Origin of the sequence: Bdellovibrio bacteriovorus (genome assembly GCF_048286975.1) — a bacterium.
GTDB lineage: Bacteria > Bdellovibrionota > Bdellovibrionia > Bdellovibrionales > Bdellovibrionaceae > Bdellovibrio > Bdellovibrio bacteriovorus_H.
Window position 1 is genome coordinate 929,392 of record NZ_JBLVRT010000001.1, and the last position, 18,174, is coordinate 947,565.

Annotated in this window: 23 protein-coding genes and 1 tRNA gene; 12 read left to right on the plus strand and 12 right to left on the minus strand. The window is 49.0% G+C overall.

Annotated elements, in window-relative coordinates; genetic code table 11:
• Positions 1 to 30: 30 nt before the first annotated feature.
• The 6 genes from ACNQKP_RS04570 to ACNQKP_RS04595 are packed head-to-tail and all read left to right on the plus strand — an operon-like array spanning position 31 to position 4,526.
• Entirely contained in the window at positions 31 to 789 is a 759-nt protein-coding gene (locus tag ACNQKP_RS04570; protein WP_417863122.1) for an ABC transporter ATP-binding protein, read from the plus strand.
• 46 nt (positions 790 to 835) lie between these two features.
• On the plus strand, positions 836 to 1,567 hold the full coding sequence (locus tag ACNQKP_RS04575) for an ABC transporter ATP-binding protein (protein ID WP_417863124.1): 732 nt from the start codon (positions 836 to 838) through the stop codon (positions 1,565 to 1,567).
• A gap of 2 nt (positions 1,568 to 1,569) precedes the next feature.
• Positions 1,570 to 2,343 carry an MlaE family ABC transporter permease gene (locus ACNQKP_RS04580; RefSeq protein ID WP_417863126.1) on the plus strand — a complete coding sequence of 258 codons (774 nt, stop codon included), beginning with the start codon at positions 1,570 to 1,572 and terminating at the stop codon, positions 2,341 to 2,343.
• Positions 2,340 to 3,059 (plus strand): MlaE family ABC transporter permease, encoded by a 720-nt coding sequence (locus ACNQKP_RS04585; RefSeq protein WP_417863127.1) that lies wholly within the window; start codon positions 2,340 to 2,342, stop codon positions 3,057 to 3,059. The genes ACNQKP_RS04580 and ACNQKP_RS04585 overlap by 4 nt, the downstream gene beginning before the upstream one ends.
• Positions 3,060 to 3,067: 8 nt before the next feature.
• Positions 3,068 to 3,844, plus strand: a complete 777-nt coding sequence (locus ACNQKP_RS04590; RefSeq protein ID WP_417863128.1) for an MlaD family protein — start codon at positions 3,068 to 3,070, stop codon at positions 3,842 to 3,844.
• A 28-nt stretch (positions 3,845 to 3,872) separates the two neighbouring features.
• A complete protein-coding gene (locus ACNQKP_RS04595; protein ID WP_417863129.1) occupies positions 3,873 to 4,526 on the plus strand; it encodes a hypothetical protein in 654 nt (217 codons plus the stop codon).
• A 353-nt stretch (positions 4,527 to 4,879) separates the two neighbouring features.
• Here ACNQKP_RS04595 and ACNQKP_RS04600 read toward each other — a convergent pair whose 3' ends face one another.
• Positions 4,880 to 5,011 (minus strand): hypothetical protein, encoded by a 132-nt coding sequence (locus ACNQKP_RS04600; RefSeq protein ID WP_011166103.1) that lies wholly within the window; start codon positions 5,009 to 5,011, stop codon positions 4,880 to 4,882.
• A 147-nt stretch (positions 5,012 to 5,158) separates the two neighbouring features.
• Here ACNQKP_RS04600 and ACNQKP_RS04605 point away from each other — a divergent pair, with 147 nt between their 5' ends.
• From ACNQKP_RS04605 to ACNQKP_RS04630, 6 genes are all read left to right on the plus strand, one after another.
• Positions 5,159 to 5,896 carry a hypothetical protein gene (locus tag ACNQKP_RS04605; RefSeq protein WP_417863131.1) on the plus strand — a complete coding sequence of 246 codons (738 nt, stop codon included), beginning with the start codon at positions 5,159 to 5,161 and terminating at the stop codon, positions 5,894 to 5,896.
• On the plus strand, positions 5,884 to 6,321 hold the full coding sequence (locus tag ACNQKP_RS04610) for a hypothetical protein (RefSeq protein WP_088563840.1): 438 nt from the start codon (positions 5,884 to 5,886) through the stop codon (positions 6,319 to 6,321). The genes ACNQKP_RS04605 and ACNQKP_RS04610 overlap by 13 nt, the downstream gene beginning before the upstream one ends.
• A gap of 27 nt (positions 6,322 to 6,348) precedes the next feature.
• Positions 6,349 to 6,558: a hypothetical protein gene (locus ACNQKP_RS04615; RefSeq protein WP_011166100.1), complete on the plus strand. Its 210-nt coding sequence runs from the start codon at positions 6,349 to 6,351 to the stop codon at positions 6,556 to 6,558.
• Between the two features lie 4 nt (positions 6,559 to 6,562).
• A complete protein-coding gene (locus tag ACNQKP_RS04620) occupies positions 6,563 to 7,609 on the plus strand; it encodes a PLP-dependent cysteine synthase family protein (RefSeq protein ID WP_417863134.1) in 1,047 nt (348 codons plus the stop codon).
• Positions 7,610 to 7,617: 8 nt separating this feature from the next.
• Positions 7,618 to 8,781 carry a cystathionine gamma-synthase gene (locus ACNQKP_RS04625; RefSeq protein ID WP_011166098.1) on the plus strand — a complete coding sequence of 388 codons (1,164 nt, stop codon included), beginning with the start codon at positions 7,618 to 7,620 and terminating at the stop codon, positions 8,779 to 8,781.
• 62 nt (positions 8,782 to 8,843) lie between these two features.
• Positions 8,844 to 8,919: transfer RNA gene (locus ACNQKP_RS04630), tRNA-Phe, on the plus strand.
• A gap of 80 nt (positions 8,920 to 8,999) precedes the next feature.
• On the opposite strand, the gene trhA is transcribed toward ACNQKP_RS04630, so the two are convergent.
• From trhA to frr, 11 genes are all read right to left on the minus strand, one after another.
• Positions 9,000 to 9,626: a PAQR family membrane homeostasis protein TrhA gene (gene trhA / locus ACNQKP_RS04635; RefSeq protein WP_011166097.1), complete on the minus strand. Its 627-nt coding sequence runs from the start codon at positions 9,624 to 9,626 to the stop codon at positions 9,000 to 9,002.
• A gap of 101 nt (positions 9,627 to 9,727) precedes the next feature.
• On the minus strand, positions 9,728 to 10,306 hold the full coding sequence (locus ACNQKP_RS04640; RefSeq protein ID WP_417863137.1) for a DNA-3-methyladenine glycosylase: 579 nt from the start codon (positions 10,304 to 10,306) through the stop codon (positions 9,728 to 9,730).
• Positions 10,303 to 11,013 carry a polyphenol oxidase family protein gene (locus ACNQKP_RS04645; RefSeq protein ID WP_417863138.1) on the minus strand — a complete coding sequence of 237 codons (711 nt, stop codon included), beginning with the start codon at positions 11,011 to 11,013 and terminating at the stop codon, positions 10,303 to 10,305. Before ACNQKP_RS04645 ends, ACNQKP_RS04640 begins: the two co-directional genes overlap by 4 nt.
• A complete protein-coding gene (locus ACNQKP_RS04650) occupies positions 10,998 to 11,957 on the minus strand; it encodes an RluA family pseudouridine synthase (RefSeq protein ID WP_417863140.1) in 960 nt (319 codons plus the stop codon). Before ACNQKP_RS04650 ends, ACNQKP_RS04645 begins: the two co-directional genes overlap by 16 nt.
• 37 nt (positions 11,958 to 11,994) lie before the next feature.
• Positions 11,995 to 12,621 (minus strand): helix-turn-helix domain-containing protein, encoded by a 627-nt coding sequence (locus ACNQKP_RS04655; protein ID WP_417863141.1) that lies wholly within the window; start codon positions 12,619 to 12,621, stop codon positions 11,995 to 11,997.
• A gap of 8 nt (positions 12,622 to 12,629) precedes the next feature.
• On the minus strand, positions 12,630 to 13,583 hold the full coding sequence (locus ACNQKP_RS04660) for a P-loop NTPase (protein ID WP_011166092.1): 954 nt from the start codon (positions 13,581 to 13,583) through the stop codon (positions 12,630 to 12,632).
• A 15-nt stretch (positions 13,584 to 13,598) separates the two neighbouring features.
• Entirely contained in the window at positions 13,599 to 14,303 is a 705-nt protein-coding gene (gene tsaB, locus ACNQKP_RS04665) for a tRNA (adenosine(37)-N6)-threonylcarbamoyltransferase complex dimerization subunit type 1 TsaB (RefSeq protein WP_417863144.1), read from the minus strand.
• Positions 14,300 to 15,973: an RIP metalloprotease RseP gene (rseP, locus tag ACNQKP_RS04670; protein WP_417863145.1), complete on the minus strand. Its 1,674-nt coding sequence runs from the start codon at positions 15,971 to 15,973 to the stop codon at positions 14,300 to 14,302. Before rseP ends, tsaB begins: the two co-directional genes overlap by 4 nt.
• A gap of 76 nt (positions 15,974 to 16,049) precedes the next feature.
• Positions 16,050 to 16,874, minus strand: coding sequence for a phosphatidate cytidylyltransferase (locus ACNQKP_RS04675; protein ID WP_417863146.1), 825 nt, complete (start codon positions 16,872 to 16,874; stop codon positions 16,050 to 16,052).
• On the minus strand, positions 16,855 to 17,589 hold the full coding sequence (locus tag ACNQKP_RS04680) for an isoprenyl transferase (RefSeq protein WP_417863148.1): 735 nt from the start codon (positions 17,587 to 17,589) through the stop codon (positions 16,855 to 16,857). The genes ACNQKP_RS04675 and ACNQKP_RS04680 overlap by 20 nt, the downstream gene beginning before the upstream one ends.
• Before the next feature lie 18 nt (positions 17,590 to 17,607).
• The gene (gene frr / locus ACNQKP_RS04685) at positions 17,608 to 18,168 is read right to left on the minus strand and encodes a ribosome recycling factor (protein ID WP_011166087.1); all 561 of its coding nucleotides are present in this window, start codon (positions 18,166 to 18,168) and stop codon (positions 17,608 to 17,610) included.
• Positions 18,169 to 18,174: the final 6 nt, after the last annotated feature.

An 18,174-nucleotide genomic window follows, 5' to 3' on the forward strand; every position in this document is an offset into this window, starting at 1 on the left:
AGAAGCCTGCAGAGAGAGAATCTGGACCGCATGAGCATCATCAGTCTGAAAGACGTGACAGTGGCCTTTGAAGATCTTGTTGTGCTGAAGTCCATAAATCTGGAAATTCAGGCGGGCGAATCATTCGTGATTGTTGGTCCGAGCGGGCAGGGTAAAACGACCCTGCTAAAAACCATGTCAGGCTTGGTAAGTCCCCGTAATGGCAAAGTATTTGTTGAACAAAAGGACTGGTCGACGCTAAGCAACAAAGAGCGTCTTCCGCTGCTAAAAAAAGTCGGAATTCTGTTTCAGAAAAACGCGCTTTTTGATTCCCTGACCTGTGTTCAAAATATCAGCTTTCCGCTGCGTGAAACCACGGCTCTATCGGACTGGGAAATAACAAAGAAAGCAGAGTATTTCTTGGATGCCGTCGGCATCCCTCATGCCCGTGATTTATATCCGGATGAAATCAGCGGCGGGATGCAAAAACGCCTGGGAATCGCTCGAGCATTAGCTCTGGATCCCGAGATCATTTTCTATGATGACCCCACTGCGGGCCTTGATCCGATCACTTCACGCAAGATCATTGATCTGATCATGACGTTGAAAAAAGAAAAAGGTTCTACGGTGGTGGCGATCACCAACGACATGAATCGTGCGTTCCAAATGGCCGATCGAATCGGCATGGTGGTTGATCAGGAACTGCTTATCACCGGAACACCTGAACAAACCAAAAGTCACACCGATCCACGCGTGCATCAGTTCATTCGCGGATTGCTTGCAGGTCCACTCACCACAGCTAACGTCTAGTTTTATTCGCATTGACCGTATGTGAACACGCCTCTACCATGAGTCAGTGATTGAGTTCAAAAACCTCGTGAAAAGATTCGGTACAAGGACAGTACTCAACGGATTAAATCTACAAATCCGCGAGGGTGAGATCATCTTTATTCTGGGGACATCCGGGACAGGAAAATCCGTTCTTCTGAAAAACATCGTGGGTTTGCTGACACCGGATGAAGGCGAGATCTGGATCGACGATGAAGAGGTCTCTAAATTCTCTGAAGAACAATATCTTCCCATCCGCAAAAAATGCGGAATGGTCTTTCAGCATCCAGCCCTTTTTGATTCCCTGACAATTTACGAAAATGTAGCCTTCGGGCTGCGTCGTCACTATCAGCTGTCTGAAGAAGTCATTCAGGCGAAGGTTTCAAAAGCCCTGCGCCTGGTGAACTTGCACGGGGTGGAACAAAAACGTCCCGGACAGATTTCGTACGGCATGCAAAAGCGCGTGAGTCTTGCCAGAACCGTGGCGCTGGAACCTAGAATTCTGCTGTTTGATGAACCCACCACAGGTTTGGATCCTGTCACCACCACGGCGGTGAACCAGTTGATATTGGATCTTTCCCGCGAATTGAAAACGACGTCTTTGGTCGTCAGCCACGATATGAACTGCGCACTTTCCATTGCCGATCGCATTGTCGTACTGGACAAGGGAAATATCGTGGCCTTAGGCACACCCGACGAATTAAAGAAATCTGATCAGCCGTTAGTAAAAGACTTCCTGGCGGAGGTTTTAGAGGCATGACCATGATCACATCACTCCTAGATCAGATTGGGGCCACCCTTTTATTCCTGCAAAGAATCCTGCGCACGATGATATTCAAGAAACTCAAAACTCATGAGATTTTTGAACAGATCTGGAAAGTCACCGTCGACAGTTTCCCGACCACCGCGATGGCGGGTTTCTTTGTGGGCGCGATCATGACTGTGCAGTTTGCGATGCAGGTAAAAGAATTCGGTGCTTTGGGATACCTGGGGGCTTTGGCCACCAGTGCGACTTTCAGAGAAGTAGGCCCGCTTTTGATCGCCTTCATGCTGAGCGGAAAAGTCGGGGCGTTCACCTCGGCTGAATTGGGGACCATGAAGGTCACTGAACAAATCGATGCCGTCCGTTGTCTGGGGGCGGATCCGATTCAGGAAATCATCGTTCCACGATTTGTGGGCATCATCGTTTCAAGCTTCTTCCTGCTGGCGGCGGGTTTGATGATGTCCGTCTTTGGCGGAATGCTGTTGGGCGAACTGTTTGCCGGTGTGAACTATGAAGAATATCTGCGCCATGTTCCGCTGATTGTCAGTCCGGTATCAATTTTAAGCGGTCTTGTGAAATGCGGGACTTTTGCGGTGGTGCTGGCGACTATTTGTACTTATCAGGGTTATTCCACAACGGGCGGAGCCAAAGGTGTGGGCCGCGCGGTGGTGGCAACGGCCGTGACGACGATGATTTGTATTGTGGTAATGGACTGGATGACCAGTTTTATCGGGGACATTATCCTGACAATGGTGCGGGGGTTTAGACCATGATCACATTGATCGCTGAAACCCTGACCGGAGTGTTCACTCCACCGTTTCGTCGCAAGGAATTCCTCCAGCAGCTGCATTTTGTGGGCAATAAAAGCCTTTTTATCGTGGTTTTTTGTGTGTGTTTTGCCGCGATTGTCACGATCCTGGAGTCCTCTTTCCATATGAAGATGGTCATTCAGAATGACTCGATGGTGCCTGGTTTTGCTGCTGTTTTAATCTTGCGTGAACTGGGGGCGATCGTCACTGCGTTGCTTTTAAGTTCGCGCGTGGGTGCGGGATACGCCTCTGAAGTCGGTTCCATGCAGATCACTGAACAAGTCGATGCGCTGAAAATGCTGGGAATTGATCCGGTCAATTACCTGGTCGTTCCGCGCTTTTTGGCCTGCATTCTGGGTGCCATGATGATCACGGTTGTTGCCAATATGGCTTGTATATTTTCGGCGATGGCGGTCAGTCAGTTCTATTTGGGTTACACGCCGGGGATGTTCCTGACCTCCATGCAGCGCTTTGTGGATTTTAAGGATCTGATTTTTGCAATGATCAAAGGTGCATGCTTCGGAGGAGTGATTCCACTTGTGGCTTGTTACTTTGGATTCCGCTGTCAGCAAGGTGCCGAGGGCGTGGGTCGTGCGACAACAAACACGGTGGTCGTGTCTTCGATCGCAATTATTGTGATTGATTTTATTTTGTCCTATACTTTTAGTTATCTTTACTAGGGGAACGTATGAAGGTTGAAACCAAAGTGGGCCTGTTGGCTCTGGTCTCGGTAGTTCTGATTGTGATCTTTGCCTACTTCATGGGATTTATTTCCCCGTTTTCCAATTCCAAAGAACTTAATGTCATGTACAACTATGCCGGCGGGATTGAAGAAGGTTCTCCGGTGCGTGTGATGGGTATCAAAGTGGGCAAAGTGAAAGCGATCACTTTTGATCCGGGATACAAAGCGCCATCCGGGGAAGAAGTAAAACTTCGCCTGACAATCACGGTCGACAAAAAAGCCTGGACCAGTGTCCGGAAAGATTCCAAATTCTTCATCAACCTTGCTGGTGTCATTGGGGAAAAGTTTCTGGAAATCTCGCCAGGCTCGGTGGATTCCGGTGAATTTTCATCCGGAGACTATGTTCGTGGTGAAGATCCTCCGCGTGTGGATCAGTTGATCTCTCAAGGTTACGGTTTGGCCGGAAAAATCATTGAACTTGTCGAGAAAAACGAAGGTTCGGTGACCAATATGATCCAACAGCTGAACTCTTTGACGACAAACTTCAACAAAACGCTGGTTCTGCTGGATAAAACCACGAAGAATAAAGAAATGGCCAGACTGCTTGATAATGCGGTCAAAATCAGCGATGACATGGCATATTTGACAGACAAAATGAGATCGAAGAAAGCGGAAGAGACTTATGAACTGGTTCATAAGCTTCTTTTCAGGCTCGAACCGCTGGATGGTCCGGCTTTGAAGAAATTCTTCCAGCAAGAGGGTGTGAAAGCCCGCGTTTTCTAAGATCTCCTCGAGAACAGGGAGGTCCTCTATGTTGAAACTATCTATCCGTCATGCGGTATCCACCGTGGTGTTTTTTGCAGCCCTGCAAAGCCAAGCAGCCACGGTGATTCTGGGTGCCGACTCCAACACCATCAACACCAAAGCACGCTCTATCGAGACCGAATATGCCCAAGGCATGCGCGATGAGCGACTGATGAACACTTATTCCTCCACACTGAGCATGCGTCAGCAATTGAAAGTCGGTGCTGGTATGTCCGTTGGGGGAGCTCTTGGTGCCATGGGATTCAATTTGGAATTGAACGTGGAAGATGCTGACGGTGCCATCGCCGGATTCGGCACGGGTCATGGCTACAACTCTTTCCAACTGGCGTGGAAACATGCTTTCGAGGGTGATTATCTGGCTCCTTATTTCACCGCCGGCTATTCCCGCTGGTATAATTCCAGCGGCAGCACGTCGGCTGCTAATCATTCCGGAATTCTGGACCGTGTTTTGACCACGGAAGAGAAAAAAACCGGCCGATTTGGCACAGATTTTGTGAATGCATCGTTTGGACTGCAATATAATCAGCTTTCCGGCGACTTCCGAGGTGTCTCAGTTTATGCAGAACTGATGGCCATGACCGAAATTAAACGCGGCATGCTAGTTCCGACCGGTACCGTAGGCGCCCTCTACTACTTCTAACCGGTTGGTGAAAAGGGCCCATCCACTTCGTTGTCGGGCCTTTTACTTCTCTCCGACGTGCTTGGAGCACGCCTCCGTTTCGTAAAAAACCCTCCGCCTCGCGGCTGAACCCTTTTGACCAACCTCAAGCTTTTTTGGGTTGGTCTTTTTTTTACTGGCTCTCGCTTCGCGAATCGCGGGCGCCTTGCTTTCGCAAGAGCGTTTTTTTGGATCTGTTTTTTAATCTGGAATTTTGTGTGAAATTGGAAAATGTGGATCGGCTTGAAAGCCGCTCTGGTGGCGGGTTTTGGGCATAAAAAAACCCCAGAGTTGCCTCTGGGGTTCAAGAACTAAAAACTAGTTCCTAAGAAAGACTACTTCGCAGCTTTCTTAGTAGCTTTTTTAGTAGCTTTCTTAGCTACTTTTTTTGTAGCTTTTTTTGCTACTTTTTTAGTAGTTTTTTTAACTGCTTTTTTTGTAGCTTTTTTAGCTGCTTTCTTTGCCATGTGCTCCTCCTAGGATGCAAACGTTGTTGTTGTTTCTTAACTTACAAAACTTTACTTACTTAAGTTTTTCCTAATTCGACCACCGACGTCAACAAAAAATTTACCTTGCATATTTTTTGCGAGCAACCGGGTTCAAGGAGGTGCCCTTTGCTCATCGTTTTTTCGATTTCGCTGTTCGGACATGCGCTCGTTCACCGAATATTTTCATCGGTGGCGCGGGATTTTGCATTCTCTCAACACTGGGTTCGATCTTTTTCGATCATGAACCTGGTTGTGATCTGCTTTCTCACCGTCGCAGCCTCGACACCCACCTTGCTCTGGCTTTTCATCGGCATTCTTTTAATAACTTTAAAGTTTTTTCCGGCAATTTTGCGTTTTTTCTTAATTCGGCGACTGCGAAGTGCGCTGATTCCGCTTCTTGATTGCATGATTCTGGGTTTGCAAACCGGAAAATCCTTCCGTGCTTCGTTCCTTTCGGCCGTTGAATCACAAAGCGGTTGGGTGCGTGTGCAGATGTTTGAAGTGTTACATTCGCTGCAGTTTCCGGAATCGGACATTGCCGTGAAATCCGCTCTGCTGGCGGATTTCCTGTCAGAGATGCGCACCATCGATCAATCGCAAACCCGCTGTGTGGAGCAGGTGAAAGCCCTTCGCCGACACTACAAGATGCTTGAAGATTTTCGACGTAGGTCCGGACAAGTAAGTCAGCAGATCAAGATGCAGGCGATAATTGTCACCGCTCTTTATCTCGCGCTTTTTGTCTTTGTAATTATGCAATTTGGTTTCGAGAAGCATCGAAATCTGCTTTTTGGCTCCGGTTTGGTGTTCAGTGCGGGCCTTGTTTTCATTTTTTATGTGGGTCGGAGGATGAAATGGACGGTGTAGCACCTCCGTTAAAGCTTTTATTGGAGGTTAAACGTGCGGTGGAGCGCGGGCAGTCGGTGCGTCAGGGTGTTTTATCTTATGTAAAGACCTCGCACGATGACTTTGTCCCCGTTGTAACCCAATGGTTGGCGCTATTGCAGCAAGGGCAGGATCCGAAAGAGGCGTTGAAGGCTGTGCCCTCCCTTTATCGGCGCAGTCTTCTGCAGGTTCTGGAGCGCGGTTTGCGGGGCGAGGCCGTGTTTAATGTGCTGGTGCAGTTGGAATCGGAGCTGGTGGAGGCCTGTCAGGAGGAAATTTCAGGAAAGATAGCGCGGTTGCCGTTTATATTGCTGATCCCGCTTCTTTTGTTTCAGTTTCCGGCGTTTCTGCTGCTCCTTTTTGGTCCTCTTCTTCAAAATTTTTTTCACTCTTTGGGAGGGGGGTGATAGAGTGCCATCTGTTGGAGGATTCCTATGGCTCAGGCTGATAAAAAGCAGGTGGCACTTGAAAAACTGGTGGACGAGTTGATGAAAGATCAACCCAGTCGTCAGCTTGTAAAGCAGCTGACCAACGAGCTGGGAATGCCATATTCTTTGGACCCTATGACTCAAATTAATACGGTTCTTCAATCCATGAATACGGTCTATCTTCGTTCCAACAGAAGAAAAGATCTAGAAGGTTAGCCTCATGTCACATATTTACGACTCCATTCTGGAGACCATCGGCAACACACCGATTGTCCGCCTTAAAAACGTTACCAAGGGTTCAAAACACCAGTTCTTCGCGAAAATCGAGTATTTCAACCCAGGTGGCAGCATCAAAGATCGCGTCGCTGTGGCGATGATTGAAGAGGCGGAAAAACGCGGCGATCTGAAGGCGGGTGGCACAATTGTCGAAGCCACTTCCGGCAATACCGGTGTCGGCCTGGCTTTGGCGGCGGCGGTTAAGGGTTATAAGTGCATTTTCGTGATGCCAGAAAAGATGAGTGAAGAAAAAAGAGCTATTTTGCGTGCCTATGGCGCCAAAGTTGTCATCACTCCGATGGTTGATCCTGAGCATCCGCTGAGTCACTATTCAGTGTCTCAGAAAATTGCAAAAGAAACTCCCGGAGCATTTCTGACGAACCAGTATCACAATCCTGACAACCCTCAGCGTCACTATCAAACCACGGGTCCAGAAATCTGGAAGCAGATGGATGGAAAAGTGGATGTTGTGGTCGGCGGGGCTGGCACCGGAGGCACACTTTCCGGTGTTGCTAAATATCTGAAAGAAATGAATCCAAACATCAAAGCAATCTGTGCAGATCCAATTGGAAGCATTCTGTATGATCTTTACTATCATAAGAAAATCGTGGATCCACCGGGTTCTTACAAAGTGGAAGGTGTCGGCGAAGATATGCTGCCGGACAACGTTCACCTGAATATTTATGATGGCTTTGAACGAGTGTCTGATCCGGAAGCTTTTACGATGACCCGTCGCCTGGTGGCGGAAGAAGGTCTTCTTGTGGGTCCTTCCAGTGCTTTGGCCCTGGTGGGTGCGATGAAAGCTGCGGAAAAGATCGAAAAGCCATCAAATATTGTGGTGGTTTTCCCGGACAGCGGACGAGCGTATCTGAGCAAGGCCTTCAATGATACATGGATGATTGAAAATGCACTTCTGAAACCGGAAGAAGCGAAAAATGTCTTCAATTGCGTGGTGAATGCCGCCGATTTTCTGGCAGAACTGAATAAGTAGGTGATGAAATGAAAAAAATGAACGACAACCTTGGTTTTTCCACTCGTGCGATTCATGCCGGCCAAGCTCCGGATCCTTCAACTGGCGCCATCATGACGCCGGTTTATCTGACCTCGACTTACGTACAAGAATCTCCGGGTGTTCACAAAGGCTGGGAATATTCCCGCACGCACAATCCCACTCGTCACGCTTACGAAAGTTGCATGGCAAGTCTTGAGGGCGGCAAACATGGTTTTGCGTTTTCTTCCGGTTGCGCGGCAACGACGACTGTATTGCATCTTCTAAAAGGTGGCGATCATGTGATTGCCATGGATGACATGTACGGCGGCACTTTCCGTCTGTTTGACAAAATCCTTAAGCACGACGGCATGGAGTTTTCTTTCGTTGATCTGACAAAGGTTGAAAATTTTGAAAAAGCCGTAAAACCAAACACCAAGCTGGTATGGCTGGAAACTCCGACCAATCCGACGTTGAAACTGGTTGATATCAAAAAAATCGCTGCGATCGCCAAAGCCAAAGGCATTCTGGTTGCGGTTGATAACACGTTCATGAGCCCCTACTTCCAAAGACCTTTGGAGCTGGGTGCGGATATCGTGGTTCATTCTGCGACGAAGTACATCGGCGGCCACAGTGATACGGTCGGCGGTATGGTCGTTGTATCCCGCGCGGATCTGGCAGAAAGAATGGCGTTCCTGAGCAACGGTATCGGGGCGACTCAAGGGGCGTTTGATTCCTTCATGTTCCTGAGAAGTTTGAAAACTTTGCCACTTCGTATGAAGGCCCATCAGGAAAATGCCATGGCGATTGCGAAGTTTTTGGAATCTCATCCAAAAGTGGACAAGGTCATCTATCCGGGTCTTGAAAGTCATCCTCAGCATGCTTTGGCGAAAGAACAAATGCATGGTTTCGGTGGAATGATCACTTTCTACATCAAGGGTGGCCTGGATTCGGCTCGTAAGTTCCTCGAAAACGTGAATGTCTTTTCATTGGCCGAGAGTTTGGGAGGGGTTGAATCCCTGATCGAGCATCCGGCGATTATGACGCACGCCTCCGTTCCGCCTGAAAACCGCAAGGCTTTGGGGATCGACGACACCCTGATCCGCCTTTCTGTAGGTGTAGAGGATCTGAACGACCTGATTGCCGACCTTAAAACTGCTTTTGATAAGGCTTAACTGTTGACATGCAGGGGGCCAATGGATAAACCTTTGGTCTCTTTGAACGCATAAGTTCCAGTGGCTTGGTAGCTCAGTTGGTAGAGCAGAGGACTGAAAATCCTTGTGTCGGCGGTTCAATTCCGTCTCAAGCCACCATTTTTCTTCAAAAGTTCAAAGCAACTAAACCCGCTGAATCAGCGGGTTTTTTCGTTTCTGGGGCCTGATACTCCAGGCAATTAAGTGAAATAAATCAGAAGACACAGGTACTGCAGGGCGGTTCCGCCCATCACGCAGACGTGCCATACGCCGTGGCCGTGTTTGATGCGTTCGTCATTCAGGAAAAAGATCATGCCGATGCCATAGCTGATGAAGCCCGCGATGATCATCGCAAAACCCATTGGGGGGATCGCATCCATCAGGTATTTGATAAACGGGAAGATCGTGACCGCCATGGTGGAATACAAAAGCAGTGAAGGCAGACGGTTTTTCGGATTTAGAAGTTCCCAGAAAATCCCCACCACCGCTAAAGACCAGACGATTCCCAGAATCACCCAACCCAAAGTTCCGCGCAAAGCCAGCAGCGCATACGGAGTGTAACCGCCGGCGATTTTCAGATAGATGCCGATATAGTCTAAACGGCGATACAGTTTTTTTCTTTCACCACGGGTGCCGTGATAGATGGTCGAAATGCAGTAAAGTCCGACAGTACAAACCGCATACACACCAAAGCTGAAGATTTTCCAGGTGTCATGTTTTGTGGCGGCAAGTCCCAGCAGCAGAGCACACCCGACCAGCGCCAGCAACGCTCCGATGGCGTGAGTGACGACGTTGAGTCTTTCTCCATGTTCGATCTTCTGAATCATTCCCTAAAACCTGCTGAATATAACCTGTTCCGAATAAGTCCAGCTTATCATCATTGGTGTGTCCAGAATGAATAAAAAATTTTAGCGGTCCAGTAAATTGATCACTTTTTAGAAACGAACAGATGATCGCGCAGATAAAAACGCAGCGGCCATTTCGCTGCTTCACCGGCATAATCGACACCCACACGCGCAGTGGGAACGATCTGCTTTTTTGAAACTTTGAAATCATCATCAGTCACAAACAGGTCAGAACTTTCCTTCCACAGCTTCAGTCCGTCATGCTTTCGGGTGATGCCGTAGTATTTGCAAAGTTTGCCTGGACCGTTGGTTTTTAAATATTTCTTGCGCAGGTCTTCCTGTGCTGGCAGGGGTTCCACGGCACGAATCAAAACTGCTTCGGGGTGTTCATGGGTGCGGGTCACAAAGTTCAGGCAGAAATACATTCCATAGATCATATACACATACGAATGCCCTCCATCCAGATACATGGATTTGGTGCGTTCGGTGCGACGGTCTTCAAATGTATGACAGGCGGGGTCTTCGACGCCTAGATAGGCTTCGGTTTCGATGATGCGGGCTTGTTGGATTCCACCGTCAGTGCGGATGTTCAGAATTTTTCCCAGAAGAGCCTGAGCCACCAGGGTCGTGTCTTCAAAGTAAAATTCCTGTGGCAGTATCATGAGGTTCGGCAGATGAAACTGATCTGACGCCCGGACTTTTCTTTGTCCCGGCGGTAAGAATGAAATTCGTTGTTGGTGACCGTGTCGATATGCAGATCAAACAAGCGGTCCAGATTGATCCCCTCTTGTTCAAGCTGGGTGCGCACCACAAGATTCAAATCCACCAAAGACTTTCCGTCTTCCAGATTCTGGAAATACTGAGCGCGTTCCGCCGGGCTTAACGGTCCCAGGCTGGACAGAATCTGATCGCGCACGTCGTTTCCGACTTCGAAGCTGTTTTTCTGGATGTGTGGGCCGATGATCACGTCCAGCTCTGAAGCCACAGCGCCTTCAGAAATAAGTTTCTGTACGGTCTTGGGGATAATTCTGTTGGCAACTCCGCGCCAGCCGGCGTGGACACCGGACACTAAGTCAGTACCATGATGATAGAAAAGCACCGGCACACAGTCAGCGGTGATCACACACAGGGCCAGATTTTGAGTGCGGGAAAAATGCGCATCGCCAAGCACCTGATAGTCCAAAGAACAGTCCTTGCTTTCAATGACGGCATCGCTGTGAATTTGTTTTAGACGGACAAATTCAAACTGTGGATAGGCGGATTTGACGTCAGCGAGTGGAGCTGCGGCCCCGCCGAAGAAGGCCGTGATGCGCGGGGTTCTGAGTTCATATCCAAGCGGGGTTTTTTCCAGGTTCACAGCAAGCCCCATTTTTTAATCAGCACCAGAACATCTTCTGGCCAGTCTTTTGTAAAGAACATGCGTTCTTTGGTGCGGGGATGAGTGAAACCCAGTTCCGCTGCGTGCAGCAGGAATCTTGGCAAAGTACGAAGGTCTTCCTGGGTCGCGCGGGCTTCGATGGATTTGATCTTGCGATCGGCTCCATACAAAGTATCACCGGCAATCGGCAGACCGCTTTCGGACATGTGCACACGAATCTGGTGTGTCCGTCCGGTTTCAAGTTTTAGTTTCAGATAGCTCATACCGCTTTTTCTTTGCAGCACTTCAAAGTGAGTCACCGCCCATTTTCCCAGGCCCGGATCGTCATTGGGATCAGTTAATGGCTTACGGTCTTCACCCAACACGGACGCATAACGTTTGCGATCCACCGGGTGGCGGGCCAGGAAACTGCGAACGCTGCCGGACAAAGTGCGCGCGGTTCCCAGGCACACGGCATAGTAAATACGATGCGTGCTGCGCTCTTTGAACTGGGCGGTCAGGGACTCATGGGCTTTGTCGTTTTTGGCAACGACGATAATGCCGCTGGTTTCTTTATCCAGGCGGTGCACGATGCCGGGACGTTCTTCGCCAAACTTCATGGAAAGATCATCCGTGTGACTGATCAGTGCATTCACCAAAGTGTCGTGCGCATGTCCTGCAGCCGGGTGAACAACCAGGCCGGCGGGTTTGTTGATGACGATCAGATCTTCATCTTCAAACAGCACATCCAGTTTCAGATCAAAGGGCTGAAGTTCAGACGGCTCGGGTTCTGGCAGTTGGATTTCAATCAGGTCGTTTTCTTTGATGGCGACAGAGGCTTTGGCGGGTTTTCCGTTCAGCAGAACTGAATTTGTTTCAAGCAGATGGCTTGCGCGTGAACGGGTGCCGATTTCCGGAATAAGCGCCATCGCTTTATCAAGGCGAAGTCCACTCATCTCTGCTGTGGCAGTGACTGAAATAGTCGTGTTGCTCTTATTTTCCAAGTTTGTTTTTAAAGTGTGTCATGTAAGAGTCGGCGACCTTTTTTTCGTCCAGACCCAAAGCTTTGGCAATTTGAACCACATAACCACGAACGAAAACCACAACCGGCAGATTGCCTGGATCCATGTTTTCAATGGCAGTGACATAGTAAGAATTGATTTTAGTGATCTCACTCATGCGTTGAGTGGTGATCTTTTTGTACTCGCGAACCTTTTTAAGGAAAGCGCCATCCCAGTCCGTGCGGGCCGCGATCTCTTTCTCAAAGGATTCATCCTTTTGATAAGCCGCTGCTGGTTTTTCAACTTTGGCTTCAGGATAGACCTGTTTGCTGGCTTCCACGATCGATTCATAAGTCAGATCGTTCAAAGAAGAACGGCCGGATAAAAGTCTTTGATCATAGATATTGCGAAGGATTTTGTTACCAAGGACCTGATAGGCCTCTTCGATCACAACCAGAAGATCGCGGGCTTCCTGTTCAGAGAAAATAGTGTAGATCGCCGGATTGTCCCCGGAATAAGTCGAGCGAGCGCGCTCATAGGCCGTCGTCACCTCATGTTGAGGGGCGTTGGCTGTGAGTTCCAGGACTTCGTAATAGTTGTATCTAGACGTCGCTTGCATCGTAGCTATTATACTACGGCGCGAAGCTCCTCTGGAGCAATAAGTTGTTTGCAGGTTGCCAAAAATTGTCCTGCAAGTGGAGTGAAAGGTTGTGCGACAAGCACGTGTTCTCTCACACGCACGGACTGCCACACCGCATTGTCGTAATCGATCGCGCCGATGTAATCAATACCAAGGTCGTAGTACTTGTTACAGACACTTTTCATCGAGTGACCCAAGTCATCGTTGGCCTGATTGCGTGAAGTATTCACCAACAAACGAACTGGTGTTGAGGAAAGAGCTTCAAAGAAGTCATAGTGAATGCCGGTTTCTTCTTTCAGATAAGAGCGGAAAGAAAACGGTTTGCTCAAGGTTCTTTGGCGGTGATTGCGCAAAGTGGAAATCATATTGCCGTAAGCATCCGGCGTGGAATTTTCACGCAGGGAATAGCACATGAAGGATTCAATAAAACGATAAGTCTTTTCGATGCTGGTTGGTTCCGGAGTTGTGATCAGGAACTTTTCATCAGCAACCTTGAACAGTTCCAGGTGAGCTTCCAAAGCCCCAGCTCCCAGGTCCACGATCACATAATCCGCGCGCAGGTTTTTCAGCTGCGGGATCAGGCTTTGAATCTGGTTGTGGGAAAAATCAGTCGGTGTCCAGGAATCCCAGAATCCCTGAACGTAAGAAAGATGCGGATACGGAGTCGGGATCACCAGCTCTTGCAGGGTTTTAGCACCTTCAAAGTAGTGACGGATGTTCATGTGGGATGGATTCAAACCCAGAACGGTGTGGATATTGGAGCCGGAAAGATCCAGATCCACGATCACGACAGAGTGGCCCAATTTGGAAAGAGTCATGCCCAGGGAAGAGGATACAAACGTTTTACCCACACCACCTTTACCGGAAGCGACAACCCATAGTTTGGTGTCATGGTCTTTATTTGCGTGGGTCGGTTTGAATTCCAATACAGCCTTATCCATGGTTGCATCCTCTTGCTATTTCAATGGTGAGATAAGAATCCCTTTTTTTGTCTCTTCGGCTTCAGAGGCGCGAATATAAAGAGGAACAAACGATTTCCAGTCTAAAGTTTGACCTTTTTTTGCACGGGCTTCTGCCATCAGACCCAGAGTGGTCGCCAGCGGATAGTCCGGCAGGGTGGAATCGCGGCGCATTTTCCTGGAAAGTTCTTCGGGGAAGTACTCATGATAAGCCTCCCACCCGTCACCAACGACCAGGACGTCCTGATGGATGTGCTGGGAAAGTTCACGAACGGGAATCGCCGCCGGACCCTTCAGATACTTCGGTTCATCACCGGACATATCAAAAAGACCGGTGTACACCATGTTTTTATAGGCATTGATGATGGCAAGAACCGATTTGTCAGATCCTCGCGCGCGTTCAGCCAAAAGCATCAGCGAGTCAACAGTGACCAGGGGCTTGTTGAAGCTGTAGGAAAAAGTCTTTCCCGCATTGGCGGCAACACGGATGCCGGTGAAACTGCCCGGGCCCTGGCCCACGGCAAAGACGTCGATGTCTTCAAGTTTTAATCCGGCTTTTTGCAGGCAGTTTTCAGTGAAGGGGCTGATGATTTCGCTATGGGTTTTTTGTCGCAAAGAGGTTTCCTCGGCGACAATTTTCCCATCCACGATGATGGCAACACCGCCGACGGCGGTGCTGGTTTCCATAGCTAGTATTTTCATAGACCAAACAAGCGGGTGAAGTCATTAAACAGGGCAAAGATCATAAGACTCATCAAAATCGCCAGACCCACTTGCTGGGCGATTTCCATTTTCTTCATGCTCAGTGGAGCACCTTTGACCAGCTCAATCACATAGAACACCAGGTGACCACCGTCAAGTACCGGCACCGGCAGCAAATTCAGGATGAACAGATTCACAGAAATAATAGCCATCATCTGCAGGAACTGAGTGATACCGATTTTGAATGTTTCGCTGGCCGCCTGACCGATAGAGATCACACCACCGATGTTTTTCGGAGAGATCTTGGCCTGGAACAAACGAACAAAGCTCATGACTGTCATCACTGAAACTTCCCACGTTTTTTCCGTTCCGCGGATCAATGCATCCACCGGATTGGAAGAACGAAGGGTCATCAGTTCCGGCATCGCGATGTTCGGAATTGGCGAAATACCGATGGTATAACGTTTTTCCTCGGCACCGGAAGCGGTCATCTGCTTGGTCATCTTTGGGGTGATTTCAAGATCAATGGTTTTGCCTTCACGCAGAACGGACAAAGCCACCGGGTTTTTGCCATCGAAGGATTTGATGTTGTTCAGAACATCTTCCCATTTGGACAAAGTGATCTTGTTGATTTTCACCAGACGATCGCCGGCACGAAGACCTGCGGCCTGCGCCGGAGAGCCTTCAATCACGCGGGACAGATACAATTCGGAACTTTCAAGACCCAAAGACCCCAGTGAAAACGCCTTGATGGATTCAATCGGCGCCATGGTTACGGTGATGGCTTTGTCGGCCTTGTCACCTTCGCGGATGCCCATTACTTCCAGGGTCAAAGGCTCTTTGGCGCTGAATTTTGCCAAAGTGTCTTCCAAAGATCTCCAGTAAGCGACTTTCACGCCATTGATGCTGGTGATGGTGTCACCGGTACGCAGACCCAAAGCATGCAACGGAGAGTTTTCCAAAACCCCGATCGTGGTGCCCGCGGAATAAGGAGAGATCCCCTCAACATTGGCCATGTACTCATAGCTGGAAAGAACATTTGGATTTGGTTCCGGCTTGGCGGTGGTGGAAACCGTCAGGGATTCACCCGTGCCTTCACGCTTCACATCCACATCAATGTGCAGGTCATGGCTTTCTTTTAAGCTCAAGGTGCGCTGAACATCTTCCCAGGTGGTGATCGGCTTTTGGTTGATGGAAACAATCTGATCCCCCGAGCGGAAGCCCGCCGTGTAAGCCGGGGAGTCTTTCGCCACATCACCCAGAACCGGGATCTTGGCATCTTCACCAATCAGGGCCACGGTGAAGAACACCAGGATCGCAAAGAAGAAGTTCATCAACGGACCGGCCAGAACGATGGCGATACGCTGCCATACATTTTTATGGGTGAAAGAGACTTTCTTGTCCTCTTCCGAAATGCCTTCGCCGTTTTGTTCGCCGAACATTTTCACGTAGCCACCCAGCGGAATCAAAGAAAGCGCGTAAGTGGTGTCACCTTTTTTATAGGTCAGCAGCTTTTTTCCAAAGCCCAGACTGAAGACTTCAACACGAACTCCGCACCAGCGGGCGACAAGGAAGTGTCCCAGCTCATGAACGAAGATCAAGATCCCCAGCAGGATGACAAATGGAACAATTGCAGACAAACCAGATTGTAAGAATGAGAAAATATCCATTGGTCCATTCTAGAGTGAGCCAAGGATTAAGGGGTAGAAAATTAAGGGATTTTTCCTGAGGGGCTCGACGTTTCTCTTAGGACAAAAGATGAGATAGAATCAGAACTCCGCCCAAAACAACAGGACTTGCGAATAGGACCCCATCGACTCGATCCAAGACACCACCATGACCTGGCATGATTTTGCCCGAATCCTTCACATCCGCCACACGTTTTAGCAAAGATTCGAAGAAGTCTCCGAACTGGCCCACAAACCCAGAGATGCCACCCAGAAGCAGGAAGACACCCACGCTGTTTTCCGGGAACAAGAACAACCAGCAGATCAGACCTGCCGTCACCGAGCCGATGATGCCTCCGATAGAACCCTGCCAGGATTTTTTAGGGGATACAGAAGGCATGACTTTGTTTTTGCCAAACAAGACGCCAAAAACATACGCCAGAGTGTCGCCGGCAAATACAACTGCCAGCAGGAAGATGAACCAGTAAAGGCCATACGCCTGATCCAGCAAACGGAAAGCAAAGGAAGGCAAAAGGCCCATATAGAACAGACCCAGTGCAGATTTTGCCTGAGCTGAGGCCATGTATTCCAGATTGCCTTCTTTGTGAGACGACAAAAGAACTGTGATGATCATCACGATGGTCGCCAAAGCATAGATGATGGAACCCATGCTTAAGGAAGTGATCGACGCTGCGAACACAGCATAGGTCATCAGTCGGAAAAGAGTTTTTATGACTTTGGACTTTTCATTGTGGAACAAAATGCCAATCAGTTCCCAGTTTCCGATGACAACAATCAGACCCACGGCGATTTTCAGTCCCAGAACCCCCAACGAGACATAAAGTCCGATGATGATCGCCAGGGCAATTAGGGCCGAAACCGCTCTAGTTAGGAAGCTTTTCATGGTTGTTGTCATTGGATGAGACCTTGCCATAACGGCGTTGTCTCATCGCAAAAGCCTGAAGGGCTTCGTCGAGGTGAGACTCGGTGAAGTTGGGCCAAAGTACTTCTGTAAAATAGAATTCAGAGTACGCAGCCTGCCACAGAAGGAAGTTCGAAAGTCGCTGTTCACCACTGGTACGGATGATCAGATCCGGATCCGGCGTCGGGAAAGTGCTCAGGGCGGAGTTGATCACGGATTCGTCGATTTCTGCAGGGGATATTTCCCCGGCAGCGACTTTTTCCGCGATATCACGCACCGCTAGAGTGATTTCCTGGCGAGAACCATAGCTCAAGGCAAAGACCAGATTCAGGCCTGTGCATTGAGATGTGGCTTCGATGGATTTTTCGATGGCATTGGCAACATCCAGAGGAACGCGGGAAAGATCCCCGATCACCGAGAAGCGGATGTTTTCTTTGACCAGATTTTCAGTTTCGCGTTTCAGATACCGGCGCAGGATCAGCATCAAAAGGCTGACTTCAGCCTCGGGACGGAACCAGTTTTCAGTGCTGAATGCGTAAAGAGTCAGATTTTTGATTCCACGGCGTGAACACGCCGTGATTATCTTTTTAGCGACACGGGTGCCTTTGATATGCCCAAACGTGCGAGGACGGCGTTTGAGCTGAGCCCAACGACCGTTCCCGTCCATAATGATGGCAATATGCTTTGGCAAACCCATGATCTATAAAGTCCCTGATTAGATGGTCAGGATCGCTTTTTCTTTTTCTTCAGCAACCTGATCCACTTTTTTGATGAAATCGTCAGTTACTTTTTGGATGTCCGCTTCGGCTTTTTTGCCTTCGTCTTCGCTGACAGCTTTGTCTTTTTGAAGTTTTTTGACTTCATCGTTGGCATCACGACGGGCCATGCGAACAGCTACGCGTGCTTCTTCAGCGATTTTCTTAACTTGTTTCGCCAGGTCTTTACGGCGCTCTTCAGTCAGGTCAGGAACTTTCAAGCGGATCACTTTACCGTCGTTCATTGGGGCCATGCCCAGTTCAGACTTGATGATGGCTTGTTCGATGTCTTTAAGGATAGCGACTTCCCATGGTGCGATCAGGAAGGATTTTGCGTCCGGAGTGGAGATAGAAGCCACCTGGGATAGCGGGGATGGAGTTCCGTAGTAGTTCACACGGATACCGTCCAGCATGGAAACCTGAGCACGGCCTGTACGAACTTTTTTAAGTTCTTCAGACAAAGAGTTCAGAGTCTTTTCCATTTTTGCTTGTGCATTCTTTTTTACGTCTGCGATAGCCATAGCTGT